Annotated in this window: 23 protein-coding genes; 17 read left to right on the top strand and 6 right to left on the bottom strand. The window is 59.2% G+C overall.

The genetic code is table 11. The features are described 5' to 3' along the window. Window positions 1-208: 208 nt before the first annotated feature. Window positions 209-871, top strand: a complete 663-nt coding sequence (locus HOP59_RS16555) for a dihydrofolate reductase family protein (protein ID WP_234254693.1) — start codon at window positions 209-211, stop codon at window positions 869-871. 152 nt (window positions 872-1,023) lie between these two features. After that, on the top strand, window positions 1,024-1,962 hold the full coding sequence (locus tag HOP59_RS16550; RefSeq protein WP_234254692.1) for a sensor domain-containing diguanylate cyclase: 939 nt from the start codon (window positions 1,024-1,026) through the stop codon (window positions 1,960-1,962). A 33-nt stretch (window positions 1,963-1,995) separates the two neighbouring features. Here the strand turns inward: HOP59_RS16550 and HOP59_RS16545 are convergent, their stop codons facing one another. Further along, window positions 1,996-2,442: a methyltransferase family protein gene (locus tag HOP59_RS16545; RefSeq protein WP_234254691.1), complete on the bottom strand. Its 447-nt coding sequence runs from the start codon at window positions 2,440-2,442 to the stop codon at window positions 1,996-1,998. 88 nt (window positions 2,443-2,530) lie between these two features. On the opposite strand from HOP59_RS16545, the gene HOP59_RS16540 reads away from it, so the two are divergent. Beyond that, complete coding sequence (locus HOP59_RS16540) at window positions 2,531-3,130, top strand: Crp/Fnr family transcriptional regulator (protein WP_202949084.1); 600 nt, start codon at window positions 2,531-2,533, stop codon at window positions 3,128-3,130. Between the two features lie 62 nt (window positions 3,131-3,192). On the opposite strand, the gene HOP59_RS16535 is transcribed toward HOP59_RS16540, so the two are convergent. Further along, window positions 3,193-3,981 (bottom strand): siderophore-interacting protein, encoded by a 789-nt coding sequence (locus HOP59_RS16535; protein ID WP_202949085.1) that lies wholly within the window; start codon window positions 3,979-3,981, stop codon window positions 3,193-3,195. Between the two features lie 84 nt (window positions 3,982-4,065). On the opposite strand from HOP59_RS16535, the gene HOP59_RS16530 reads away from it, so the two are divergent. The 3 genes from HOP59_RS16530 (at window position 4,066) to HOP59_RS16520 (ending at window position 5,873) form a co-directional block, all read left to right on the top strand. Further along, window positions 4,066-4,809, top strand: a complete 744-nt coding sequence (locus tag HOP59_RS16530) for a TetR/AcrR family transcriptional regulator (protein WP_010628157.1) — start codon at window positions 4,066-4,068, stop codon at window positions 4,807-4,809. Further along, entirely contained in the window at window positions 4,799-5,188 is a 390-nt protein-coding gene (locus tag HOP59_RS16525) for a DUF1801 domain-containing protein (protein WP_234254690.1), read from the top strand. Before HOP59_RS16530 ends, HOP59_RS16525 begins: the two co-directional genes overlap by 11 nt. Before the next feature lie 145 nt (window positions 5,189-5,333). Further along, window positions 5,334-5,873, top strand: coding sequence for a hypothetical protein (locus HOP59_RS16520; protein WP_234254689.1), 540 nt, complete (start codon window positions 5,334-5,336; stop codon window positions 5,871-5,873). A gap of 92 nt (window positions 5,874-5,965) precedes the next feature. Here HOP59_RS16520 and HOP59_RS16515 read toward each other — a convergent pair whose 3' ends face one another. Beyond that, window positions 5,966-6,589, bottom strand: a complete 624-nt coding sequence (locus HOP59_RS16515; RefSeq protein ID WP_234254688.1) for a Crp/Fnr family transcriptional regulator — start codon at window positions 6,587-6,589, stop codon at window positions 5,966-5,968. Between the two features lie 334 nt (window positions 6,590-6,923). Here HOP59_RS16515 and HOP59_RS16510 point away from each other — a divergent pair, with 334 nt between their 5' ends. The 3 genes from HOP59_RS16510 to HOP59_RS16500 are packed head-to-tail and all read left to right on the top strand — an operon-like array spanning window position 6,924 to window position 8,468. Then, on the top strand, window positions 6,924-7,532 hold the full coding sequence (locus HOP59_RS16510) for a TetR/AcrR family transcriptional regulator (RefSeq protein ID WP_234254687.1): 609 nt from the start codon (window positions 6,924-6,926) through the stop codon (window positions 7,530-7,532). A 2-nt stretch (window positions 7,533-7,534) separates the two neighbouring features. Continuing rightward, entirely contained in the window at window positions 7,535-7,822 is a 288-nt protein-coding gene (locus tag HOP59_RS16505; protein ID WP_234254686.1) for a YciI family protein, read from the top strand. Between the two features lie 31 nt (window positions 7,823-7,853). Beyond that, complete coding sequence (locus tag HOP59_RS16500) at window positions 7,854-8,468, top strand: DNA-3-methyladenine glycosylase I (RefSeq protein WP_234254685.1); 615 nt, start codon at window positions 7,854-7,856, stop codon at window positions 8,466-8,468. Between the two features lie 4 nt (window positions 8,469-8,472). On the opposite strand, the gene HOP59_RS16495 is transcribed toward HOP59_RS16500, so the two are convergent. Further along, window positions 8,473-9,363 carry a LysR family transcriptional regulator gene (locus tag HOP59_RS16495; RefSeq protein WP_234254684.1) on the bottom strand — a complete coding sequence of 297 codons (891 nt, stop codon included), beginning with the start codon at window positions 9,361-9,363 and terminating at the stop codon, window positions 8,473-8,475. Between the two features lie 163 nt (window positions 9,364-9,526). On the opposite strand from HOP59_RS16495, the gene HOP59_RS16490 reads away from it, so the two are divergent. The 6 genes from HOP59_RS16490 to HOP59_RS16465 all read left to right on the top strand — a co-directional run bounded on the left by HOP59_RS16490 (window position 9,527) and on the right by HOP59_RS16465 (window position 13,169). Further along, window positions 9,527-10,096, top strand: a complete 570-nt coding sequence (locus tag HOP59_RS16490; protein ID WP_338073345.1) for an EamA family transporter — start codon at window positions 9,527-9,529, stop codon at window positions 10,094-10,096. Beyond that, entirely contained in the window at window positions 10,033-10,557 is a 525-nt protein-coding gene (locus tag HOP59_RS16485) for an EamA family transporter (RefSeq protein ID WP_234254683.1), read from the top strand. Before HOP59_RS16490 ends, HOP59_RS16485 begins: the two co-directional genes overlap by 64 nt. A 1-nt stretch (window position 10,558) precedes the next feature. Next, entirely contained in the window at window positions 10,559-11,533 is a 975-nt protein-coding gene (locus HOP59_RS16480; protein WP_234254682.1) for a dienelactone hydrolase family protein, read from the top strand. A gap of 5 nt (window positions 11,534-11,538) precedes the next feature. Next, complete coding sequence (locus HOP59_RS16475) at window positions 11,539-11,682, top strand: hypothetical protein (RefSeq protein ID WP_234254680.1); 144 nt, start codon at window positions 11,539-11,541, stop codon at window positions 11,680-11,682. Window positions 11,683-11,732: 50 nt separating this feature from the next. Beyond that, window positions 11,733-12,251 (top strand): Spy/CpxP family protein refolding chaperone, encoded by a 519-nt coding sequence (locus tag HOP59_RS16470; RefSeq protein WP_234254679.1) that lies wholly within the window; start codon window positions 11,733-11,735, stop codon window positions 12,249-12,251. Between the two features lie 144 nt (window positions 12,252-12,395). Then, complete coding sequence (locus tag HOP59_RS16465; protein ID WP_234254677.1) at window positions 12,396-13,169, top strand: ZinT family metal-binding protein; 774 nt, start codon at window positions 12,396-12,398, stop codon at window positions 13,167-13,169. A gap of 52 nt (window positions 13,170-13,221) precedes the next feature. Here HOP59_RS16465 and fabF read toward each other — a convergent pair whose 3' ends face one another. Then, window positions 13,222-14,484 (bottom strand): beta-ketoacyl-ACP synthase II, encoded by a 1,263-nt coding sequence (gene fabF / locus HOP59_RS16460; protein ID WP_234254675.1) that lies wholly within the window; start codon window positions 14,482-14,484, stop codon window positions 13,222-13,224. 90 nt (window positions 14,485-14,574) lie between these two features. Here fabF and HOP59_RS16455 point away from each other — a divergent pair, with 90 nt between their 5' ends. Further along, window positions 14,575-15,237, top strand: a complete 663-nt coding sequence (locus HOP59_RS16455; protein ID WP_234254673.1) for a TetR/AcrR family transcriptional regulator — start codon at window positions 14,575-14,577, stop codon at window positions 15,235-15,237. A gap of 70 nt (window positions 15,238-15,307) precedes the next feature. Further along, window positions 15,308-15,595: a HigA family addiction module antitoxin gene (locus HOP59_RS16450; protein ID WP_026038096.1), complete on the top strand. Its 288-nt coding sequence runs from the start codon at window positions 15,308-15,310 to the stop codon at window positions 15,593-15,595. A 486-nt stretch (window positions 15,596-16,081) separates the two neighbouring features. Here the strand turns inward: HOP59_RS16450 and HOP59_RS16445 are convergent, their stop codons facing one another. Beyond that, window positions 16,082-17,839, bottom strand: a complete 1,758-nt coding sequence (locus HOP59_RS16445) for a carbohydrate-binding module family 20 domain-containing protein (RefSeq protein WP_234254672.1) — start codon at window positions 17,837-17,839, stop codon at window positions 16,082-16,084. Window positions 17,840-18,187 lie beyond the last annotated feature (348 nt).

Here is an 18,187-nt window from a genome sequence, read left to right as displayed (position 1 = left end):
GGTGAAAGAGCTACGCCGGGTCTGCACACGGTACGACAAGTTGGCCAGTAGCTTCAGGGCCATGGTATGTCTGGCGTGCATAGACCGTTGTCTGCGAGCAGACTTTTCGGACAAAGCCTAGAGGGAGGCGGGCTGGCCGGTAGGATGTCGAATCCCATGCGGACCGTTCGACTACTGACCATGCGATGCATCCGTTCAGGAGGTCACGATGAGTCAGCTACGCGTTTCCTGCTTCAGTATCTCGCTGGACGGCTTTGCCGCCGGCCCCGAGCAGAGCCTGGAAAATCCGATGGGCATCAACGGCCTGGAGAATCAGGACTGGCAGTTTGCTACTGCGACCTTTCAGCAAAGGGTGCTGGGCCAGGAGGGAGGAGAAACCGGCCCCGACGACAATTTCGTGGCCCGCGGCTTCGAGAATGTCGGCGCTTGGATCATGGGCCGCAACATGTTCGGCCCCGTGCGTGGCCCCTGGCCGGATGAAAGCTGGCAAGGATGGTGGGGAGACAACCCGCCGTTTAACATGCCGGTTTTCGTATTGACCCATCACCCTCGCGATCCCGTCGAGATGCCGGACGGCACCACGTTCTACTTCGTCACCGAAGGCATTCATGCGGCCCTGGAGCGCGCCCGCGAAGCCGCAGGCGACAGGGACGTGCGCCTCGGCGGCGGTGTGGCGACCGTGCAACAGTACCTGCGTGCACAGCTCGTCGATGAGCTTCACCTTGCCGTCACCCCAATACTGCTCGGCGCTGGGGAGCACCTGTTCGCCGGCCTCGATATGCGCGCGCTCGGCTATCGCTGTACCGAGCGCGTGGCGACGGAAAAGGTGACCCATCTGGTACTCAGGAGAAGCGCAGCAAGAGCGAACTGATATCCGTCGGCCCCAGCTTCACCAATAGCTAAAACTATCGGCTCCATTAATGGCATTTTTCGCCTGGTTCCGGCCACTCTGTGGCAGACTGGGTTATAAGTAGGTTCGATCCGGCACGGACGCGCATAGCAGCCTAGTGGAGCCCACGCACTATGAGTGACGATGCCGCGCCGTTGAGCGTAGATACCGCTGTCTACAAAACACTGCTGGAGTCTACCCAGGCCATCCCCTGGAGAATCGACCTCCAGACCATGCGCTTCTCCTACATCGGGCCGCAGATCGAGCGGCTGCTGGGCTGGTCGCCGTGCAGTTGGGTCACCGTCGACGACTGGGTCGAGCGCATGCACTCGGAGGATCGTGAGCGGGTGGTCAGCTTCTGTATCGAACAGTCCAGGAATGGCATCGATCACGAGGCGGACTACCGTGCCCTGAAGACCGACGGCAGCTACGTGTGGATACGTGACGTCGTGCACGTGCTACGCAACGAAGCCGGCGAAGCGGAAGCGCTGGTCGGCTTCATGTTCGACATCAGCGAGCGCAAGAAGAGCGAAGAGAAGCTGATGCGGCTGCAACGGGAACTCGAGGAGCTCTCGTATCAGGATGGCCTCACCGGTGTCGCCAACCGGCGCCTGCTCGATTCCGTACTGGAATCGGAGTGGGCCAGCGCCAAGCGCGCCGGCCAAGCCCTCTCGTTCATCATGCTCGATATCGACTGCTTCAAACTCTACAACGACTACTACGGCCATCTCGCCGGTGACGATTGCCTGCGCCGGGTGGCGCACATCGTCAGTACCTCGGCCGCACGACCTCGCGACTTGCTGGCACGCTTCGGTGGCGAAGAGTTCGCTCTCGTATTGCCGGAAACGGACCTTGAGGCCGCCTGTCAGGTGGCAGAGCGCTGTCGAGCCGCCCTTTGTGATGCAGCCATACCTCATCGCGCTTCCGACGTCTCACACCTCGTCACCGTCAGCATGGGCGTGGCAACCGCTACCCCAGCGGAAGGGGGGATCCCGGCCAGCCTGATCGAACAGGCGGACCGGAGGCTCTATCAGGCCAAGCAGAGCGGGCGGGACCGTATCGTTGGGGAGTGACAGGCCCGCTCAGCTCGGTTGAGGCCGGCAAGCCTAGAGCCAGCGGCGCACCGCTGCCTTGTAATCGAGGTAGGCTTGGCCGAACTTTTGCTGCATGTTGCGCTCCTCGACCGGGATGTACCAGAAGTTGACCAGCAGGGCGAAGCAGAGCGCTGCCAGGAAAGGGGCTGCTGAGCCAAGGCAGATGGCAAGGCCCGTCAGAGCGATGACGAAGCCGAGATACATGGGATTGCGCGTTACCGCGAAAAGGCCTTGCCGGGTCAGCGAACCGGGTTCACCGAAGGTGTCGATGTTGGTTTCCAACCGACGGAACAGGTGTGCATGCCACTGGGCGATGCCGAGACCAACGAGCAGCACCGCAATGCCACCCCAGCGGTACGGCGTCTCCCATAGGCGCACGAGTGGAGCGTAAAGATCCAGCAGAACCATGATGACAGCGGTGAAAAGTAGCGCACTGGGCGGCAGGATGAGCCAACGCATGATGAGTCTCCTAAGGGGGATATTGGCGGCAGCATCCCTTGGTGATGTACGGTCAGCGTTAACCTAGGTTAATGAGCGGTGAAGGATAGTGAGCGCGGCAAAGGAAATTCTCGAGCGGCTGGCGGGCGATTCGCTACCGGACTGGCACCTTGTTGAGTCTGCGCTACGGCGTAAGACACTGGCATCTGGTGAGTGCTTATTCCTGGTGGGAGTTGCCCATCCAGTCGTCTATTTCGTGAAAAGCGGCGTCATCAAGATGGTCTACGAAACCTACGACGGCGATGCCTGGGTCAAGGCATTTGCTGCCGAAGGTAGGTTCTTTGCCAGTATTGCCGGGCTATCACCCGGTGGCGTTACCAGCTTCAGCGCCGTTGCCGCTTGTTCGGCCTCGGTCGAATCGCTGCCATACCACCTGCTGGATCAGCTAGGCGACAAGCACCCACAGTGGCAGCGTGCCCTGCGGAAAGGTTTCGAGCTCTACGGTTTTCGCAAGGAAGCGCGTGAGCGCGACCTGCTCACACTCTCTGCGGAGGAACGCTATCAGCGTTTCATCGAAGAATACCCGCATATCGCCGAGCGAGTGACGGATCGGGACATAGCAGGCTACGTCCGGGTTACGCCCGTTGCCCTCAGCAGGATCAAGGCACGCATCAAGCTCAGGCAAATGGATGATCGTCTCGACATATGAGGGGTGATGAGATCGATTTGCGGAGCCGCTGTCCGGTTCGATGAAAGAGCAGATGTGGCGCATTAATGTAAGCCTCGCTTGCCCAGTGCCCAGAAGGGCTTCGTCCTGATCGCATCCCGGGGCCAGCCGCGCTCCTCGATCAGGTGATGTCGGGCCAGCTGGCAAGTGCGTGCTTCACCGGCAATGTAGGCGAAGCCAGGCTGGCCCGGGAGATCCAGTTCCGCTAGTGCTACCAACAGGGTGGTAGATGCTACGGGTGAACCCCCGTTTCGGTGCACTCTAAGCAACGCCCCACTGTCAGGCAGCGGCAACTCCTCTCCCGCGTTGGCGCTTTCGAGTACGCCATAGAGCCGAGCTTCGGCGGGCATGGCGGCGATCATCGCTGCGAAGGCGACCGTAGCCGTTTCTTCGCCAATGAACAAATGGTAGTCGGCCGCCTGCGGTACGAAGTCACCCTGCGGCCCCCAGAAAGTCACGGTTTCTCCGGGGCTAGTACGTTTCGCCCATTCCACGCCAATGCCATCACCACGGTAGAGATGGACACATAGGTCGATGTATTGGTCCTCGCGGGAATAGTGCCAGATCGTGTAGGTGCGCAGCGTCTCGGCAGGGCGCAAGATCCCATAAAGGGAAAGCGGATCGTTAATCTCGATCCGAACGTGTTGGCCCGGGATGTACGAGAGCTCACCCAGCGCTTCGGATGCTATGCGAATCCGGCGCATCGAGGGGGTAACGTCTTCCACCTCGGTGACCACGCCGTGAGAGAAGTGCTTGGCCAGTAGTCGTGCCAATGGATTGCGAGATGCCCGCTGCGAAGGCAGAGGCCGGTGCTGTGATGACGTCATGTTCATGGCTCTCGTCAGTTTAGTTAGAGGGTATAACTGACAATAATAGCTGTAACATGTCAAGCAGATTGGCATGAAGGGAGCATTCAAATGGCGACGCAGGTGAGCAGACGCGAGAGGTTGAGGCAGGCTACCTTGGCAGAGATACGCGAGGCGGCGCGCAATCTATTGATTTATAAAGGCACGGCTGCGGTAACCATCAACGCCATCGCCCGAGAAGTGGGCATGAGCGGACCGGCGGTGTACCGCTACTATGAGAGTCACGATGACTTGGTGAGCGCACTCACTGCCGAATTCTACGAGGAGCTGACCGCTGCCATGAAGGCCGCGGGAGCGGCGACATCCGGCACACCGGGGCAACGCCTGATAGCGATGGCACGTGCCATGCGTACCTGGGCCGTTAGGCACCCTGCCGAGTTCGGCTGGGTGTTTGCCAGCCCGGTGCCGGCGGTCGATATACGCAACCCGGAGTCCTCCAGGCACCAAGCGGGGGTGGCGTTCGGTAAGACGTTCTTGGATCAATTGGTGGAAGTGTGGGAGACCAAGCCGTTCGCCGTCCCGGCGTTGGATGAGCTGGATCCTTCTCTGCTAAGGCAACTCCAAGATTACTCCGAAGCTATTGATGGGCTATTGCCGCCTGAAGCGGTCCATGTCTTCCTATGGTGCTGGATCCGCTTGTACGGCTTATTGTGTATGGAGATCATGAACCAACTCGCATTTGCCTACAGTGATATGGAGCCGGTTTTCGAAGAGTGTCTGGAGGAAATCTGCGAGAAGCTATCCATTCGCTACGAGCGCTGCATCAGCCAAAGGAGGGGGCGCGATGCATCCTGACATCCACGACTACAACCAACGGCAGGAGCCCAGCGACAAAGCCATCTGCGACCTCCTGGCCGAGACCATCGAGCGCCACCTGCCCGAGGCCGAGAGCAAGGTATGGCACGCCCATCCCGTATGGTTCCTCGATGACAACCCAATAGTCGGCTACAAGAAGCTCAAGCACTGTGTGCGGCTGCTGTTCTGGAGCGGCCAGTCCTTCGAAGAGGAAGGCTTGCAGAAAGAGGGCAGCTTCAAGGCCGCGGAAGCCCGCTACACCGCCGTCGAGCAAGTCAATGTGAAAGACCTCGAGCGCTGGCTTGGTAAAGCCCGAGACATCCAGTGGGATTACCGAAACATCGTCAAACGCAAGGGGCGGCTTGAACGGCTGAAGTGAATTTGTGGTGAGTGTTATTCCTGTCGCTATGTTACCCCCTCATACTGATTCATTACCTTTAGAATTGTCCGTCTCGTTACTGTGTGTTACATTCTTGTGAAGAAATATTACCCGCTGCAGACTGCCCAGGGAACCCGGAGGGGAAGTGAAAAGAGACTTTGATTATATTGCAGACCTGCTGGAAGGTTTTTTTAAGCAGAGAAAAGTTGGTAAGTCGCTTCGTATTATTGAAGAAAGTAATATTACCGGATGGGAGGTGTGGTTCCAGATAGAGTTTTCCTACTATCTTAGTCAACACGAATCCTTACCTGAATGGTGGCGAGAATGGCCGGTTGAGTTTGATAGAAGAAGAGAGAAGGAAAAAATTTTTTGTCGCCCAGATTTTATAATAAGGAAAAAGGGATGGCGGCAGGACGCCTACGCAGCGTTAGAGGTAAAGCAGCACCCGGAAGCTGCGGTTTGCTTTTCTAATATGATGAAAGATATAGAGAAGATCGCGAAAATTAAATCATCATCTCTTGATGTTAGGTCCTTTTGGGTGCTGGGAGTTCATCGGAAAAAGTCCAAGTCTGAACTTAGGGATATGGTCATGAGTAGGTTCGAAGCCGCTGGCCTGGACTATTTCGAGGAATCAACTTTGATTAGGTACATTCCAAATAGCAACTACGCGTACACGGTGTTTTAGCTTTCCGCTTTATTTTGGCTAAACGGCGCGGGGGAGTCGTACCGTTGCGGTGTGATGAAACGGTAAGAGGGGTAGAGCGAAGCCACGCAACCCTACGGTGGCGCTAACCAGACTTGCCGGCCATCGCGCCGGACCCTTCCCTCACGCTCAAGCTGCGCCAGCGCGCGATAGACCGATTCGTGCGTCAGCCCGATCTCTCCGGCCAGGGCCTTCCAGCTACCCGACAGCGTAAACTCCTCGTTCTCTCCGCTGGCGTGAGCCTGCAGATAGGCGAGCAGGCGGTCCTGGGCGCTGGATATATTGAGAATCTCGATGCGCAAGCGCGCCTCATGCAGCCGCCGGGCCAAATCGATCATGAGCTCGGTCGCCAGCGCCGGTTGCCGTTGCATGCCTTCGACCACGGCTGCCTTGGGGAAGCTGAGCAGACAAGCCTCGGTGTCGGCCATCGCATTGCAATGGTAGCGCGCTGCGAACAACGAAGCCTCGGCCAACCAGCGGGCGGGGCCGGCCCGGTCGACGGTCACTTCCGCTCCGGTCTGGTTCATCCGCACCATCCGTATCAGACCGGACAGGACCACATACACCGAGGCGACAGGCTCCCCGGCGTGGAACAGCATCTCCCCGGCGGCAAGCCGCCGCCGATGGCCAGGGCGGCCGGCTAGCGTCTCCAGGGTCGAGGCGATGCCCGGTAACGGACTGGATGTGATCTCGCTCATACCCAAATGATGCTGCCGGGCCCACCCTAGGTGCAACCGAAACCGAGAGAGGGCATTCCAATGACACTTCTGCGGGCTTTTGTGCTGTTAGTTCTCACCACCGGGGCGGCCCAGGGGGCAGCTGCTCACGGCGCTCGATGACGAACAGGTTCGGCGGTATGTCCGCCACAGCGGCCACGGTGGTGGCGGCCACAGCAACGGGTAGGTCACGGCCACTAGCACCTGCGCATCGCCTCGCTTCACCTTGACGGTGTAGGACGTACGTCCTACGCTTTGGCTGTCGTTAGGACAAGCGTCCTATCCGGTTCGAAGCAGCTAGGCAGGAGGAGGTTCGATGCAGGCAAACTCGACCCGTGAGTCGATTGTCAGCTCGGCGGATGATCTTTTTTATCGGCAAGGCTTCGAGCAGACCACCTTTGCGGACATAGCGGGGGCAGTTGGCATATCCCGAGGTAATTTCTATTACCACTTCAAGACGAAAGACGAAATCCTGGAAGCCGTGATCAAGCGGCGACTTGCTAACACGCGCAATATGCTCGAACAGTGGAGGGCCAATAGTAGCGAGCCCGAGGAGCGCATCCGCAGCTTCATTCGAATCTTGATCGGTAACCGGGGCAAGATCATGCGCCATGGCTGCCCGGTCGGCACGCTCTGCGCCGAGCTCGCGAAGCTGGAGCATCTCCAGCGCGATGCTGCGAACGAGGTCATGACCTTGTTCCGGACCTGGCTACGCAAGCAGTTCGCTGCCATGGGCCATGAATCCGACGCCGATGTTCTCGCAATGCACCTGCTGGCGCGCAGCCAGGGGATCGCCCTCGTGGCGAATGCCTACCAAGACGAGAACTTCGTCGATGTCGAGGTTGGGCAGTTGCTCGACTGGCTAGATACCTGTACAGGCGTGTCTCCGCGCCTGCGCGCCGAACAATCACAAAAAGAGGGCTAATCATGCAATTGGTACTTCTCCGCTTTGCCAGCAACAAGAGCGAGGCAGGCCGCTTCATGGAAGGGCATAAACAGTGGCTCGAGCGAGGCTTCGATGAGGGAGTGTTTCTCGTCTCTGGCTCTATCAAGCCGCAGCTTGGAGGAGCCATCTTGGCGCATAACGCTTCTCTGGATGAGCTTCAGCAGCGTGTCAGCGAGGATCCGTTCGTGGCAGAAGGTATCGTGAGCGCGGAAATCATCGAAGTGGCCCCCTCGAAGACGGATGAGCGGCTAGCATTTTTGCTCTCCTAGCATTCCGGCCGGCTTCACTCAGGACGACAAAATGACAAATCTGATCTCTGGCCCCGATGGTCGCCAGCGTTGCCGCTGGTGCGGCGCTGCCCCTGAGTTTCTTGCCTATCACGACACTGAATGGGGTTTCCCGGTCAGTGATGATCGGCGCTTGTTCGAAAAGCTGTGCCTCGAGGGGTTTCAGTCAGGTTTGAGCTGGCGCACGATACTCGCGAAGCGAGAGAACTTTCGCGCTGCTTTCTGCGGTTTCGACTTTATACGCATCGCACAGTTTACCCATCACGACGTCGAGCGCTTGCTAGGCGATCCGGGAATCGTGCGGCACCGTGGGAAGATCGAAGCTGTCATCAACAATGCTCGTTGTGCCATGGAGCTCGTCGAGCGGGAAGGCTCTCTTGCGGCCTTCTTCTGGCGCTATGAGCCGGCACCACACCAAGGCATCGAGCCACAAAGTGCATCGACATCGGCGGAGTCGATTGCCCTGTCGAAGGCACTCAAGAAGCAAGGCTGGAAGTTCGTTGGTCCGACAACGGTTTACGCCTTCATGCAGGCCATGGGGCTGATTAACGACCACGCAATTGGCTGCGTCGTCCGTGACGAGGTCGAACGTGCCCGAATGAGCTTCGAGAGGCCTGTCGCTGCGTAAAAATTTATGGTGTTAACTCTTCAATGAGAAAATCCACGAAAGCTCTAACTTTAGGCATGACGTGGCGCCTCGAAGGGTAGACGGCATAGACCGATAGTTCGACAGTAGTCCAGCCCTCAAGAACGGTACGCAGCTGGCCATTTTCAATATTCTTCTTAACATAGATCCAAGGTATCAGGCTAAGGCCGAAACCGCTGCAGAGTGCATCACGAACGGCTAGGCTGGACGATACCTTATAGCGACTATCGATAGGCACCCGAACGGATTGATCCCCGCGCCAAAACGCCCACTCATCGGGATGTCCTGATAAAGTGAACTGTACGCATTTATGATGAAGAAGGTCGCTTGGCTTCTCTGGGGTGCCATGGCGTACGAGATAATCAGGCGATGCGCAAACCACGTGAGGCGTTGTCATTAACTTCCTGGCGACAAGGCTCGAATCCTCAAGGGTGTCGACGGCGCGTATAGCGAGATCGAAGCCTTCCTGAACGATATTGACCCGTCGGTCGTCCATTCGAAGGTCAAGCGAAAGCTTTGGATACCGGTCGAGGAATTTCGGCATCGCCTGCGACAGCGTCGTTAGAAGCGTCAGCGTAGTGGGCGCGCTGATGCGCAGGACGCCTTTTGGTACATGCTGGTGGAGCCCCAGCGAACTGTCAGCCGCATCCAGGTCATCCAGCACTAGCGAGATCTGTTCGTAATATAGCTTACCCGCTTCGGTAAGGCTCAGGCGTCGTGTTGTTCGGTTGAGCAATCGCACGCCGAGATGAGCCTCGAGCTCACCAATGTTCTTGCTCACAGCGGCAGGCGACAGTTGCAGGCGCCGGGAGGCCGCGACGAAGCTACTGAGCTCAACGACGTGGCGGAATACATTCAATGCCATTAGTCGATCCATGATTATTTACTCTCAGTGAACAGTCCATCTACTAAATCGCATATTAAAGCATCAGTGGCAATGAATTATCGTCACTGCTGTGCCGGCACAGGAAGCCGGTAAATAGATACGGTGTTGATGCTGCGGTACGCAAAGCGCCGCTAAACCCTATGCGAGGCAATGCATGGACCACGATTTCTTACATGCCCACATGGGCATGCTCCTCCGGGCCGTAATCCTGGGACTCTCCTTCACCGTGGTCGGAATGATGGGAGAAGGTCTGCCGCCCCTCCTTCTCACGGCGTTGCGCTTTGCTATTGCAGCTATTGCTATGCTTCCTCTGTTCTGGCGAGAACCAGAAGGGCTACCAGGGCTGCCCGCCCTTGTGATTTACAGCCTTCTGGGGCTTAGCCAAGCTGCCTTCTTCGGCTCCATGTTCTGGGCCGCACACCGCATGAGCGCTCTCTCTATGGCGGTACTCTGCGTCAGTGTTCCATTCCTGACCTACTGCTTTGGGCTTGCTTTTCGTGTCGAGCGCGCGAGCGCACCCTTGCTTGGCATCTTGGCATCTTGGCATCTTGGCATCTTGGCATCTTGGCATCTTGGCATCTTGGCATCTTGGCGCTTGGAGCATGCGGTGCCTTGGGTTTGGCTTGGGCGGAAAGCGGCGGTCAGCTTACCAGCATGCATATGGGCATTACCGAAGTGGTGTTCATGTCTGGATGTGTGGGCTTTGCCTTCTACTCTGTGTTGAGCAAGTGGGGCCTGTCACACCATTGGCTTTCCCCGAAGGAGGGAGTGCGCTCGTTCTGGAGCCTTGTCGTGGGCGCTGTCCTGATCGGCGCTGTGGGGCTCATTGAGGAGAGTCCGAAGGCATTGGCATACTTGGAATGGTGGGACCTCTTGCTATTGGCCTATCTGGGATTAGTTTCTACTGCGGCTACCTTCTGGCTCATGCAACGTGCTGTTACCGTCCTGACACCTGCCGTGGTAACGACATATGCCTACGTTCCACCCTTCGTCTCGATGCTGGTGCTCTTTATTACCGATCCCAGTAGCCTCACTTGGCACTGGCTACCGGGATCAACCCTAGTTGTCCTGGCGATTGCATTACTGCTACGCCGCGATGTCAGAGCAAAGTCCCGGCGCTTGTCTGCCAGCCGCACGATCGAGCCAAGTGCCCCAACCTCAATCCGTACTCCAAGGATTTATTGATATGCATATCACCGTTTTTGGCGCAATGGGAAGTGTCGGAACTCGAGTCGTCGATGAGACGGAGTACTCACAACATCGCCGAACGGGGCTCACGGTCACGGCGCATGCTTTCGACGTGAGCGAAAGTGAGGTCAAGATCGAGACACTCGACGGTATGGCTGATGCCTACTTCGTCCATCCGAGGAGCGGCGCCTGGCCTGGTGTCATCCTCTGGCCCGATGCACTGAGCTTGCGTCCGGCATTCCGCACGATCAGTAAGCGTCTGGCGCAATCCGGCTACTCGGTATTGGTAGTAAATCCCCACTACCGGCAGAAGGCCGCACCAATTGGTGTGGATGCAAGCAGCTTCGATGAGCCGCTAGGGCGCGAAAAAGTGCTGGGCCTTGTTAATGCGATCACGCCGAGAATGACCACAGACGACGCTGTTGCCTTTGCCGAATATCTCTCCCGACAGGAATCAGTAGACCCTAAGCGTAAGCTCGGTACGGTTGGTTATTGCATCGGCGGAGCAATGGCCATGCGAACAGCGGCCACCGTACAGGGTCGCGTCGCTGCCGTAGCCTCCTTCCATGGCCGTGGGCTGGTGACGCAAGAGTCAAGTAGCCCGCATCGACTGATTCCCCAAACAGAGGCAAGCGCACTTATTGCCATCGCTGCGGATGACGATAGGAAGGAGCCGGAGGTGAAGAGCGTGCTGCGCCAAGCCTATAACAAAGTTAGGCTGGCGGCCGAGATCGAAGTCTACGCTGGCACCAAACATGGTTGGTGCTCACCCGATACCGCGGCTTACGAAAATCCGAAGCACAGCGGGCTTGGTCGAGGTTGCTTATCCTGTTCAGCAAAGCCCTGGTCTCGCATGAACATTAAGCGGGCTCATGCGAAAACGACCTGGTCCCGCGTGCTTCGTTTGCCCTACACCTTGCTCACGATCAGCGCGGCATTCACCCCACCGAAGCCGTTGCACAGCACATGCTGAGTAGCATGCTCCCGCGCCTCACCGGAGACGATATCCAGATCGTGCAGATCCTCGTCGCGGTTCTCCAGATTCAGGCTCTCCAAGCCGTCGGCGGCACCCAGCAGATGCCCAGCAACGGACTGGATATGATCTCGCTCATACCCAAATGATGCTGCCCACCCCACTCTAGGTGCAACCGAAACCGAGAGAGGGCATTCCAATGACACGCCTGTTGGCTTTTGTACTGTTAGTTCTGACCACCGGGGCGGCCCAGGGGGAAGCGACAGGGCACGGCTCTTACGCCGGGTTCCATTCACGCGAGATCAAGGCGCTCTCCGCCAGCGACGTGGAAGGGCTCCAGCAGGGCAGGGGGATGGAGCTGGCCCTGCCAGCGGAGTTGAACGGCTACCCAGGTCCCATGCACGTGCTGGAGCTGGCCGACGAACTGAACCTGACAGAAGAGCAGCGGGAGCGCACCGAACAAGCCTTTGAGCGCATGCGTGAACGTGCCAGTGAGCTTGGCGAGCAAGTGATCGAAAGCGAGCGTGAACTCGACCGGCTGTTTGCCGAGCGCCAAGCAACGCTCGAGGAGATCGAGCGCCTCACCGAGCAGACGGCTCGGCGCTGGGGGCAGCTACGAGCGGTTCACCTCGAATACCACCTGGTCATGCTCACGGTGCTCGATGACGAACAGGTTCGGCGGTATGTCCACCACCGCGGCCACGGCCATCGCCACTAGTGAGATCTACCGGCTACACCCGCATCGAGAGGTAGTCTCAGTTACTGAAGTGTGCTTGACTGTGAAAGCAACGTTATAGCATAGCATTTTGCCATTCGTCTGGATGATGAAACCCGAGCCAAGAAATGGAAGGAGTGTGTACCAATGGAACTGACATTACCCAAACAGATGAGCGCCGTAGCCGTCAGCCTTCTGATTGTGGCAGGGACGCCGCTGGCCATCGCACAGAGCGGAGATTCCGCCTCTGCCGAAGAGAGTGCCGGCAATCACGATCATAGTCACGAGCACGAGCACGATCACGACCATGACAACGGTCACGATCACGACCATGACAACGGTCACGACCATGACAACGGCCACGATCACGACCATAGCCACGACGAGGACATCTACGCGGGCTATTTCGAAGACAGTCAGATCGAGGATCGGTCCCTTTCCGATTGGGAAGGAGACTGGCAGTCCGTCTACCCCTACCTGCAGGATGGCACTCTCGATGAAGTGTTTGCTCACAAGGCAGAGCAAAGCGACGAGAGAACCGCCGAGGAGTACAAGCAATACTATGAGACGGGCTACCGGACGGACGTCGATCGTATCGTCATCGAAGGCGATTCCGTCACCTTCTACGAGGACGACCAGGAGAGGACCGGTCAGTATGTCTATGACGGGTATGAAATCCTGACGTACGACGCCGGGAACCGAGGCGTCAGGTTCATCTTCGAGCGCGAAGAAGGCGACGAGGACATGCCGCAATACATCCAGTTCAGCGACCACGCCATTTTCCCGACCGATGCCCACCACTTCCACCTGTATTGGGGAGACGATCGGGAAGCGCTGCTGGAAGAGCTCACCAACTGGCCCACCTACTATCCGTCACAGCTGGATGCCGAAGGTATCGTGCAGGAAATGCTGGCGCACTGAACAGGCGCCTCGCTCATGTGCCGGTAGCGTTTGCTACCGGCACACTTCCCACCTACACCTTGCTCACGATCAGCGCGGCATTCACCCCACCGAAGCCGAACCCGTTGCACAGCACGTGCTGAGTGGCGTGCTCCCGCGCCTCACCGACGATATCCAGATCGTGCAGATCCTCGTCGCGGTTCTCCAGATTCAGGGTCGGGGGCAGGCGGTCGTGCATGGCTGCCAAGGCAGAGAAGATGCTCTCCACGCCGCCGGCGGCACCCAGCAGATGCCCGGTCGAGGACTTGGTGGCGGAGATCGGAATGCCACCCAGGGCGTCGCCGAAGGCGTTGCGTAGGGCAGCGATCTCGGCCCGATCGCCGACCGGGGTCGAAGTGGCGTGGGCGTTGATGTGATCGATATCTGAGGGAGCGAGCCCCGCCATTCGTAGCGCGGCCCGAATGGCCGCTGCGGCGCCACCGCCGTCTTCCGGGCCGGCGGTGATGTGGTGAGCATCGGCGCTGGTACCGTAGCCGCTGAGAATGGCCAGCGGCGTTGCCCCGCGCGCCTCGGCATGGGCCAGGGTTTCGATCACCAGCAGCCCTGCGCCTTCTCCCATCACGAAGCCGTTGCGGCCCTGGTCGAAGGGGCGTGACGCCTTGCCGGGATCGTCCTGCTCGGTGGAGAGCGCCTTCATGGCGTGGAAGCTGGCCAGCGACAGCGGGTCGATACAGGCCTCGGCGCCGCCCACCAGGGCCACCTCGGCCTCGCCGCTGCGGATCATGCGCATGCCGTCGCCGATGGCCTGCACGCCGGCGGCACAGGCCGTGACCGGGCAGCCAAGCGGTCCGCGCAGGCCATAGCGAATCGAGACGTTACCTGCCGCCAGATTGGCCAGGAAAGCCGGCACGGTGAAAGGGGAGAGCCGGCGGTGGCCACGGGTCGTCAGGGTGTTCTGCGCCTGTGTGATGGTAGGGAAGCCGCCGATGCCAGAGCCGATGATGGTGGCGGTGGCCAGCCGGTCCTCATCGCTTTCGGGGAACCAATTGGCCTGGGTCAGCGCCTCTTCGGCGGCGGCCATGGCATAGAGGCTGAACAGCTCCAGCTTGCGACGCTCCTTGGCATCCAGCACACGGTCCGGATCGAGGCCGGCCTCAGGGTCGTCCTCGATGCCGGGTACCGCGCCTGCCACCTTGACCGGCAGCTCGCCGGTATCGATGCGGGTGATCGGAGAGATGCCGGAACGGCCGGCGAGAAGGCGCTCCCAGCCTGCCTTGACGCCGCAACCAAGGGGACTGATCATGCCCATGCCGGTGATGACGAGCGGTGATTGCATGGTAATTTCCTGAACAGCTTGGGGTTGTGCCACGCTAACAGTCAGGTTGATATGATCAACATAATATTCACCGTGGGAGTGTGAGTTGCCATGCCCTACTCGACGAACCACAAGGCCAAATCGCGCGAGCGTATTCTCAAGTCGGCCATCGAGCTGTTCAGCCGCAAGGGCTTCGAGAAGGTCTCCATCGCCCAGATCATGAAGCTGGCCAAGATGACCCACGGCGCTTTCTACGCCCACTTCGCCTCGAAGGAAGCGCTCTACCACGCCTCGGTGCGGGAAACCCTCGAGAGCAGCCGCGCGGCCAGGCTGGTCAAGGGGCCGCTCTCAGTGAAGCACCTGACCGAGCTGGTGGCCAACTGCTGGAATCTCCAGGAGCTGGAGCGCAAGCACAAGCCGGGGCCGGAAACCGTGCTGTTCAACGAGATCGGCAACGAGAACGCCGAGGTCCGCACGCTATTCGAAGCCTCCTACCTGAGCATGAAGAAGATGCTGGAAACCCGGCTCATCGCCTTGAGCCGCCTGAAGAAACTGCCCTTCGAAGCCGACCGCGAGGTCATCGCCGACAAGTCCCGCGCCATTCTCGCCTCGCTGGTAGGCGCCGTGGCCATCGCCAAGAGCCTGCCCGGCGAGCAGGAACGCCAGCACATCCTCAATGCCGCCCAGCGCAACATCCTGCAGATGCTCGGCGTCAGCGAGAGTGAGCTGGAGGGCATGCTGGGCGATATAGGGCGAGAGCAGAGCCCTGCGTAGCATGCTTTCAACAGGGTCGTTTATTATTCAGTTTCGGTTCGAAGATGGAGATGCCACTGAGGTACCCGCCATGCTGATGCACAATCCCCCCCACCCTGGTGAAGTATTGCGCGAGCTTTGCCTCGAGCCTCTTGGCTTGTCTGTAACGGCGGCCGCAGAAGGATTGGGCGTGAGTCGAAAGACCCTGAGCGCTGTGTTGAACGGTAAGGCTGGTATTAGCCCGGAAATGGCAATACGGCTGTCTATCGCGTTTGATACTTCGGCAGAAAGCTGGCTGAACCAGCAGGCGCAATACGAACTCTGGCATGCCGAGCAGCATCGCAATGAGCTCAAGGTCAAGCGACTGGTTGCCGCCTAGGTAACTTATCCGGAGTAGGGCGATGGGTGAGCCGGCGCTGCGCAGTGCAACGAATCTGAGCCTGGTGCTCGGTCCGATTCTCATGTTCCAGGGGCGACGGCTACGGCGCACCATCCCGCGCTTGCCGGAGGCGAGCGGTCCCTGCACCGGGCTGGTGTCGGGAGCATCTCCCACTCTCACTTCTCCACCGCTCAAACTCCTACTGATCGGCGAATCAACGGCCGCCGGCGTGGGAGCTGCTCGAGCTGGTCTCGGCAGTGCGCGAGCGTTGCGGCTCAGTACCTGTCGTCTTCGCAGCGGTGCCGCCCATGGGGCGCTTTCCTGCGCTTCCCCAACCGCAGCGGGCAGTGCTGGGGCTGCGTGCACGCTGAAGAGCGGAGCTAAGCCAGGGGGGAGGTCACGGTGGCTTCGAGCTTCCGGTGCAATTCGGTACTGCCGGAAAACGGCCCGGCAGTACACGACGTCATGATGGCCTGAGCCATATAATCAGAAGCTTCCTGAAGTGCTCACCGTAGAGCCGGTTTGCCCGGTTTCAAGCAGGTTGTTGTTCCCGGGCTGCCACTCCAGCATGCTCTCAGGCTCGGTCTCGCTGCGCTTGATGCACTTCCATTCGATATTGGCATTCTCCGGCATGTTGAAGGTGCCGCTCCAGGTCGGGTAGTTCACCGGCTCGAGCTTGAGTGCCTCGGCGGGCGACCAGTTGCCTAGTGCCTGGTTGCTGCCGGTCACATAGACACTCTGGCCAAGTTCCGTGGTGCCGTTCGCACAGGTAAAAGTGACGCTTACGTTCTCATCGCTGGGCGGATCGTCATTGCCGTTACCGTCACCATTGCAGAGCGCACCCACATGCAGCGCCGCGGCCACCATCGAGGGAACGTTCAGCGCGACCTGGCCACCCTGCACGCTGACGCAGCTGCCGTCTCCGGCGATGTTGCGGTAATCACCATCCGGAAGCGTGGTATCGAAGGTGCGTGAGAGGGAGCCGCCTTCCCGGTTGATGGCGACAAAGCCCTCGCTGCCCCGGTTGAAGGCAATCTGGTTATTACCGTTGTCCCACCAGCCGGTTACCTCGGTGCCAGCGGTGACGGTGCGGAACTCGACCATATTGGCGATGGAGCTCCAGCGGTGCTCACAAACCCAGGCGCCACCGCACTGGGCGCTGCCGTTCTGATAAACGGGCTGGGCAGGCGGCCCGTGCTCGCTGTCGGTGAAACTGAAGCTCGACATCACCTTCGGATAACCATAGGGCCAGGCCAGCATGAATACATTGGCGAGGTTGTATAGGCTGCCGTCCTGATAGGTCAGTATATTGTCGCCGCCAGCGCCGTGGCCGCGCTGATTGTCGTGGTTATCGGTGAACACCACCGCATTTTGGCTGGAGAGGAATCCCCAGGCCTCGCCGAAATTGCTCAGGTTGGCAAGGCGCTGGTTCTTGAAGACATCGCCGATCGAGGCGCTGTAGCGAAACTCCGTGACGTCGGAAATGCCGGTGTACTCGTCGGCGCTCACCGCCTCACCGCCCAGGTCGATCACCTCCTGGAAGACGTAGAGGGGATAGTTCACCCGCGAGAGAATACCGCTGATGTCGGACGGCGCCATGTGCTTGGCCGCATCGACGCGTATGCCTTTCACCCCCAGGGAGGTCAGGTGGTTCAGGTAGCCGGAAAGAGTGCTTTGTACGTAATCGTCCGAGGTGTTCAGGTCGGGCAGGCCCACCAGCCGACAATGCCGCACCCGCCAGGCATCGTTGCGGTAGTCTTCGGGCTCGATGTCGCAGTGGGGGTGAAAGTCATTGCTGCTGTAATCGGGATAGTCGAGGGAGCCGGAGTCATAAGATGAGCCGGCGGTACTGGTACCGTCCCCGGCGGCGGCCATGTGGTTGATTACCGCGTCCACGTAGATATCCACGCCGACGGCGTTGCAGCGCTGCACCATGTCGGCGAACTCGTTGGCATCGCCACTGCGGCTGTGCAATTGGTAGCTCACTGGCTGATACCGGGTCCACCAGGTGTCGCCTTGTATGTGTTCCTGTGGTGGCGACACCTGAACGGCGCTGAAGCCCTTCGGCGCGAGAAAATTCTCACACTCCTGTGCCACGTCGGTCCATTTCCATTCGAACAGGTGAACGAAGGTACCGGCATGAGCCTGTTGGGTAGGTAGCGCCGTAGCCGCGCCAAGGGCGCCTAGGCCGAGGGCGCCCAGACCGAGGGAGGAAGTGGCGATAAAGCGATGCAAAGGGATCATTGGGAACTCCTGTATTGCCCAATCCTTGTGATGTGGTGCATCTAACGGCCTCAGCCAGAGCCTGCTTGTTCTTGATTCGCAATAGCTGATAAGCGCCAACGGTGCACTGCCCGACCATCGGTCAGAACCCCCTTTGGAAATGAAGAGAGGGCGTAGCAGCTGGGAGGATAGAGGAGGGAGGCGTAGGAGGGGGGAGCGTAGGAGAGAGCGTAGGAGAGAGCGTAGGAGCAGCTACAACCGCCGGTTACCGGCTGTGGGCGCAGCATCTCTCGGCGGTCGTCGAAGCGGCATGCGGCTTCACTGAGTAGCCCCATAGCCTACACCTATCGAGCCGAAAGCCTCCCATCT

This window comes from Billgrantia aerodenitrificans (assembly GCF_021404405.1).
Lineage (GTDB): Bacteria > Pseudomonadota > Gammaproteobacteria > Pseudomonadales > Halomonadaceae > Halomonas > Halomonas aerodenitrificans.
This window is presented reverse-complemented; position numbering and strand designations above follow the sequence as displayed.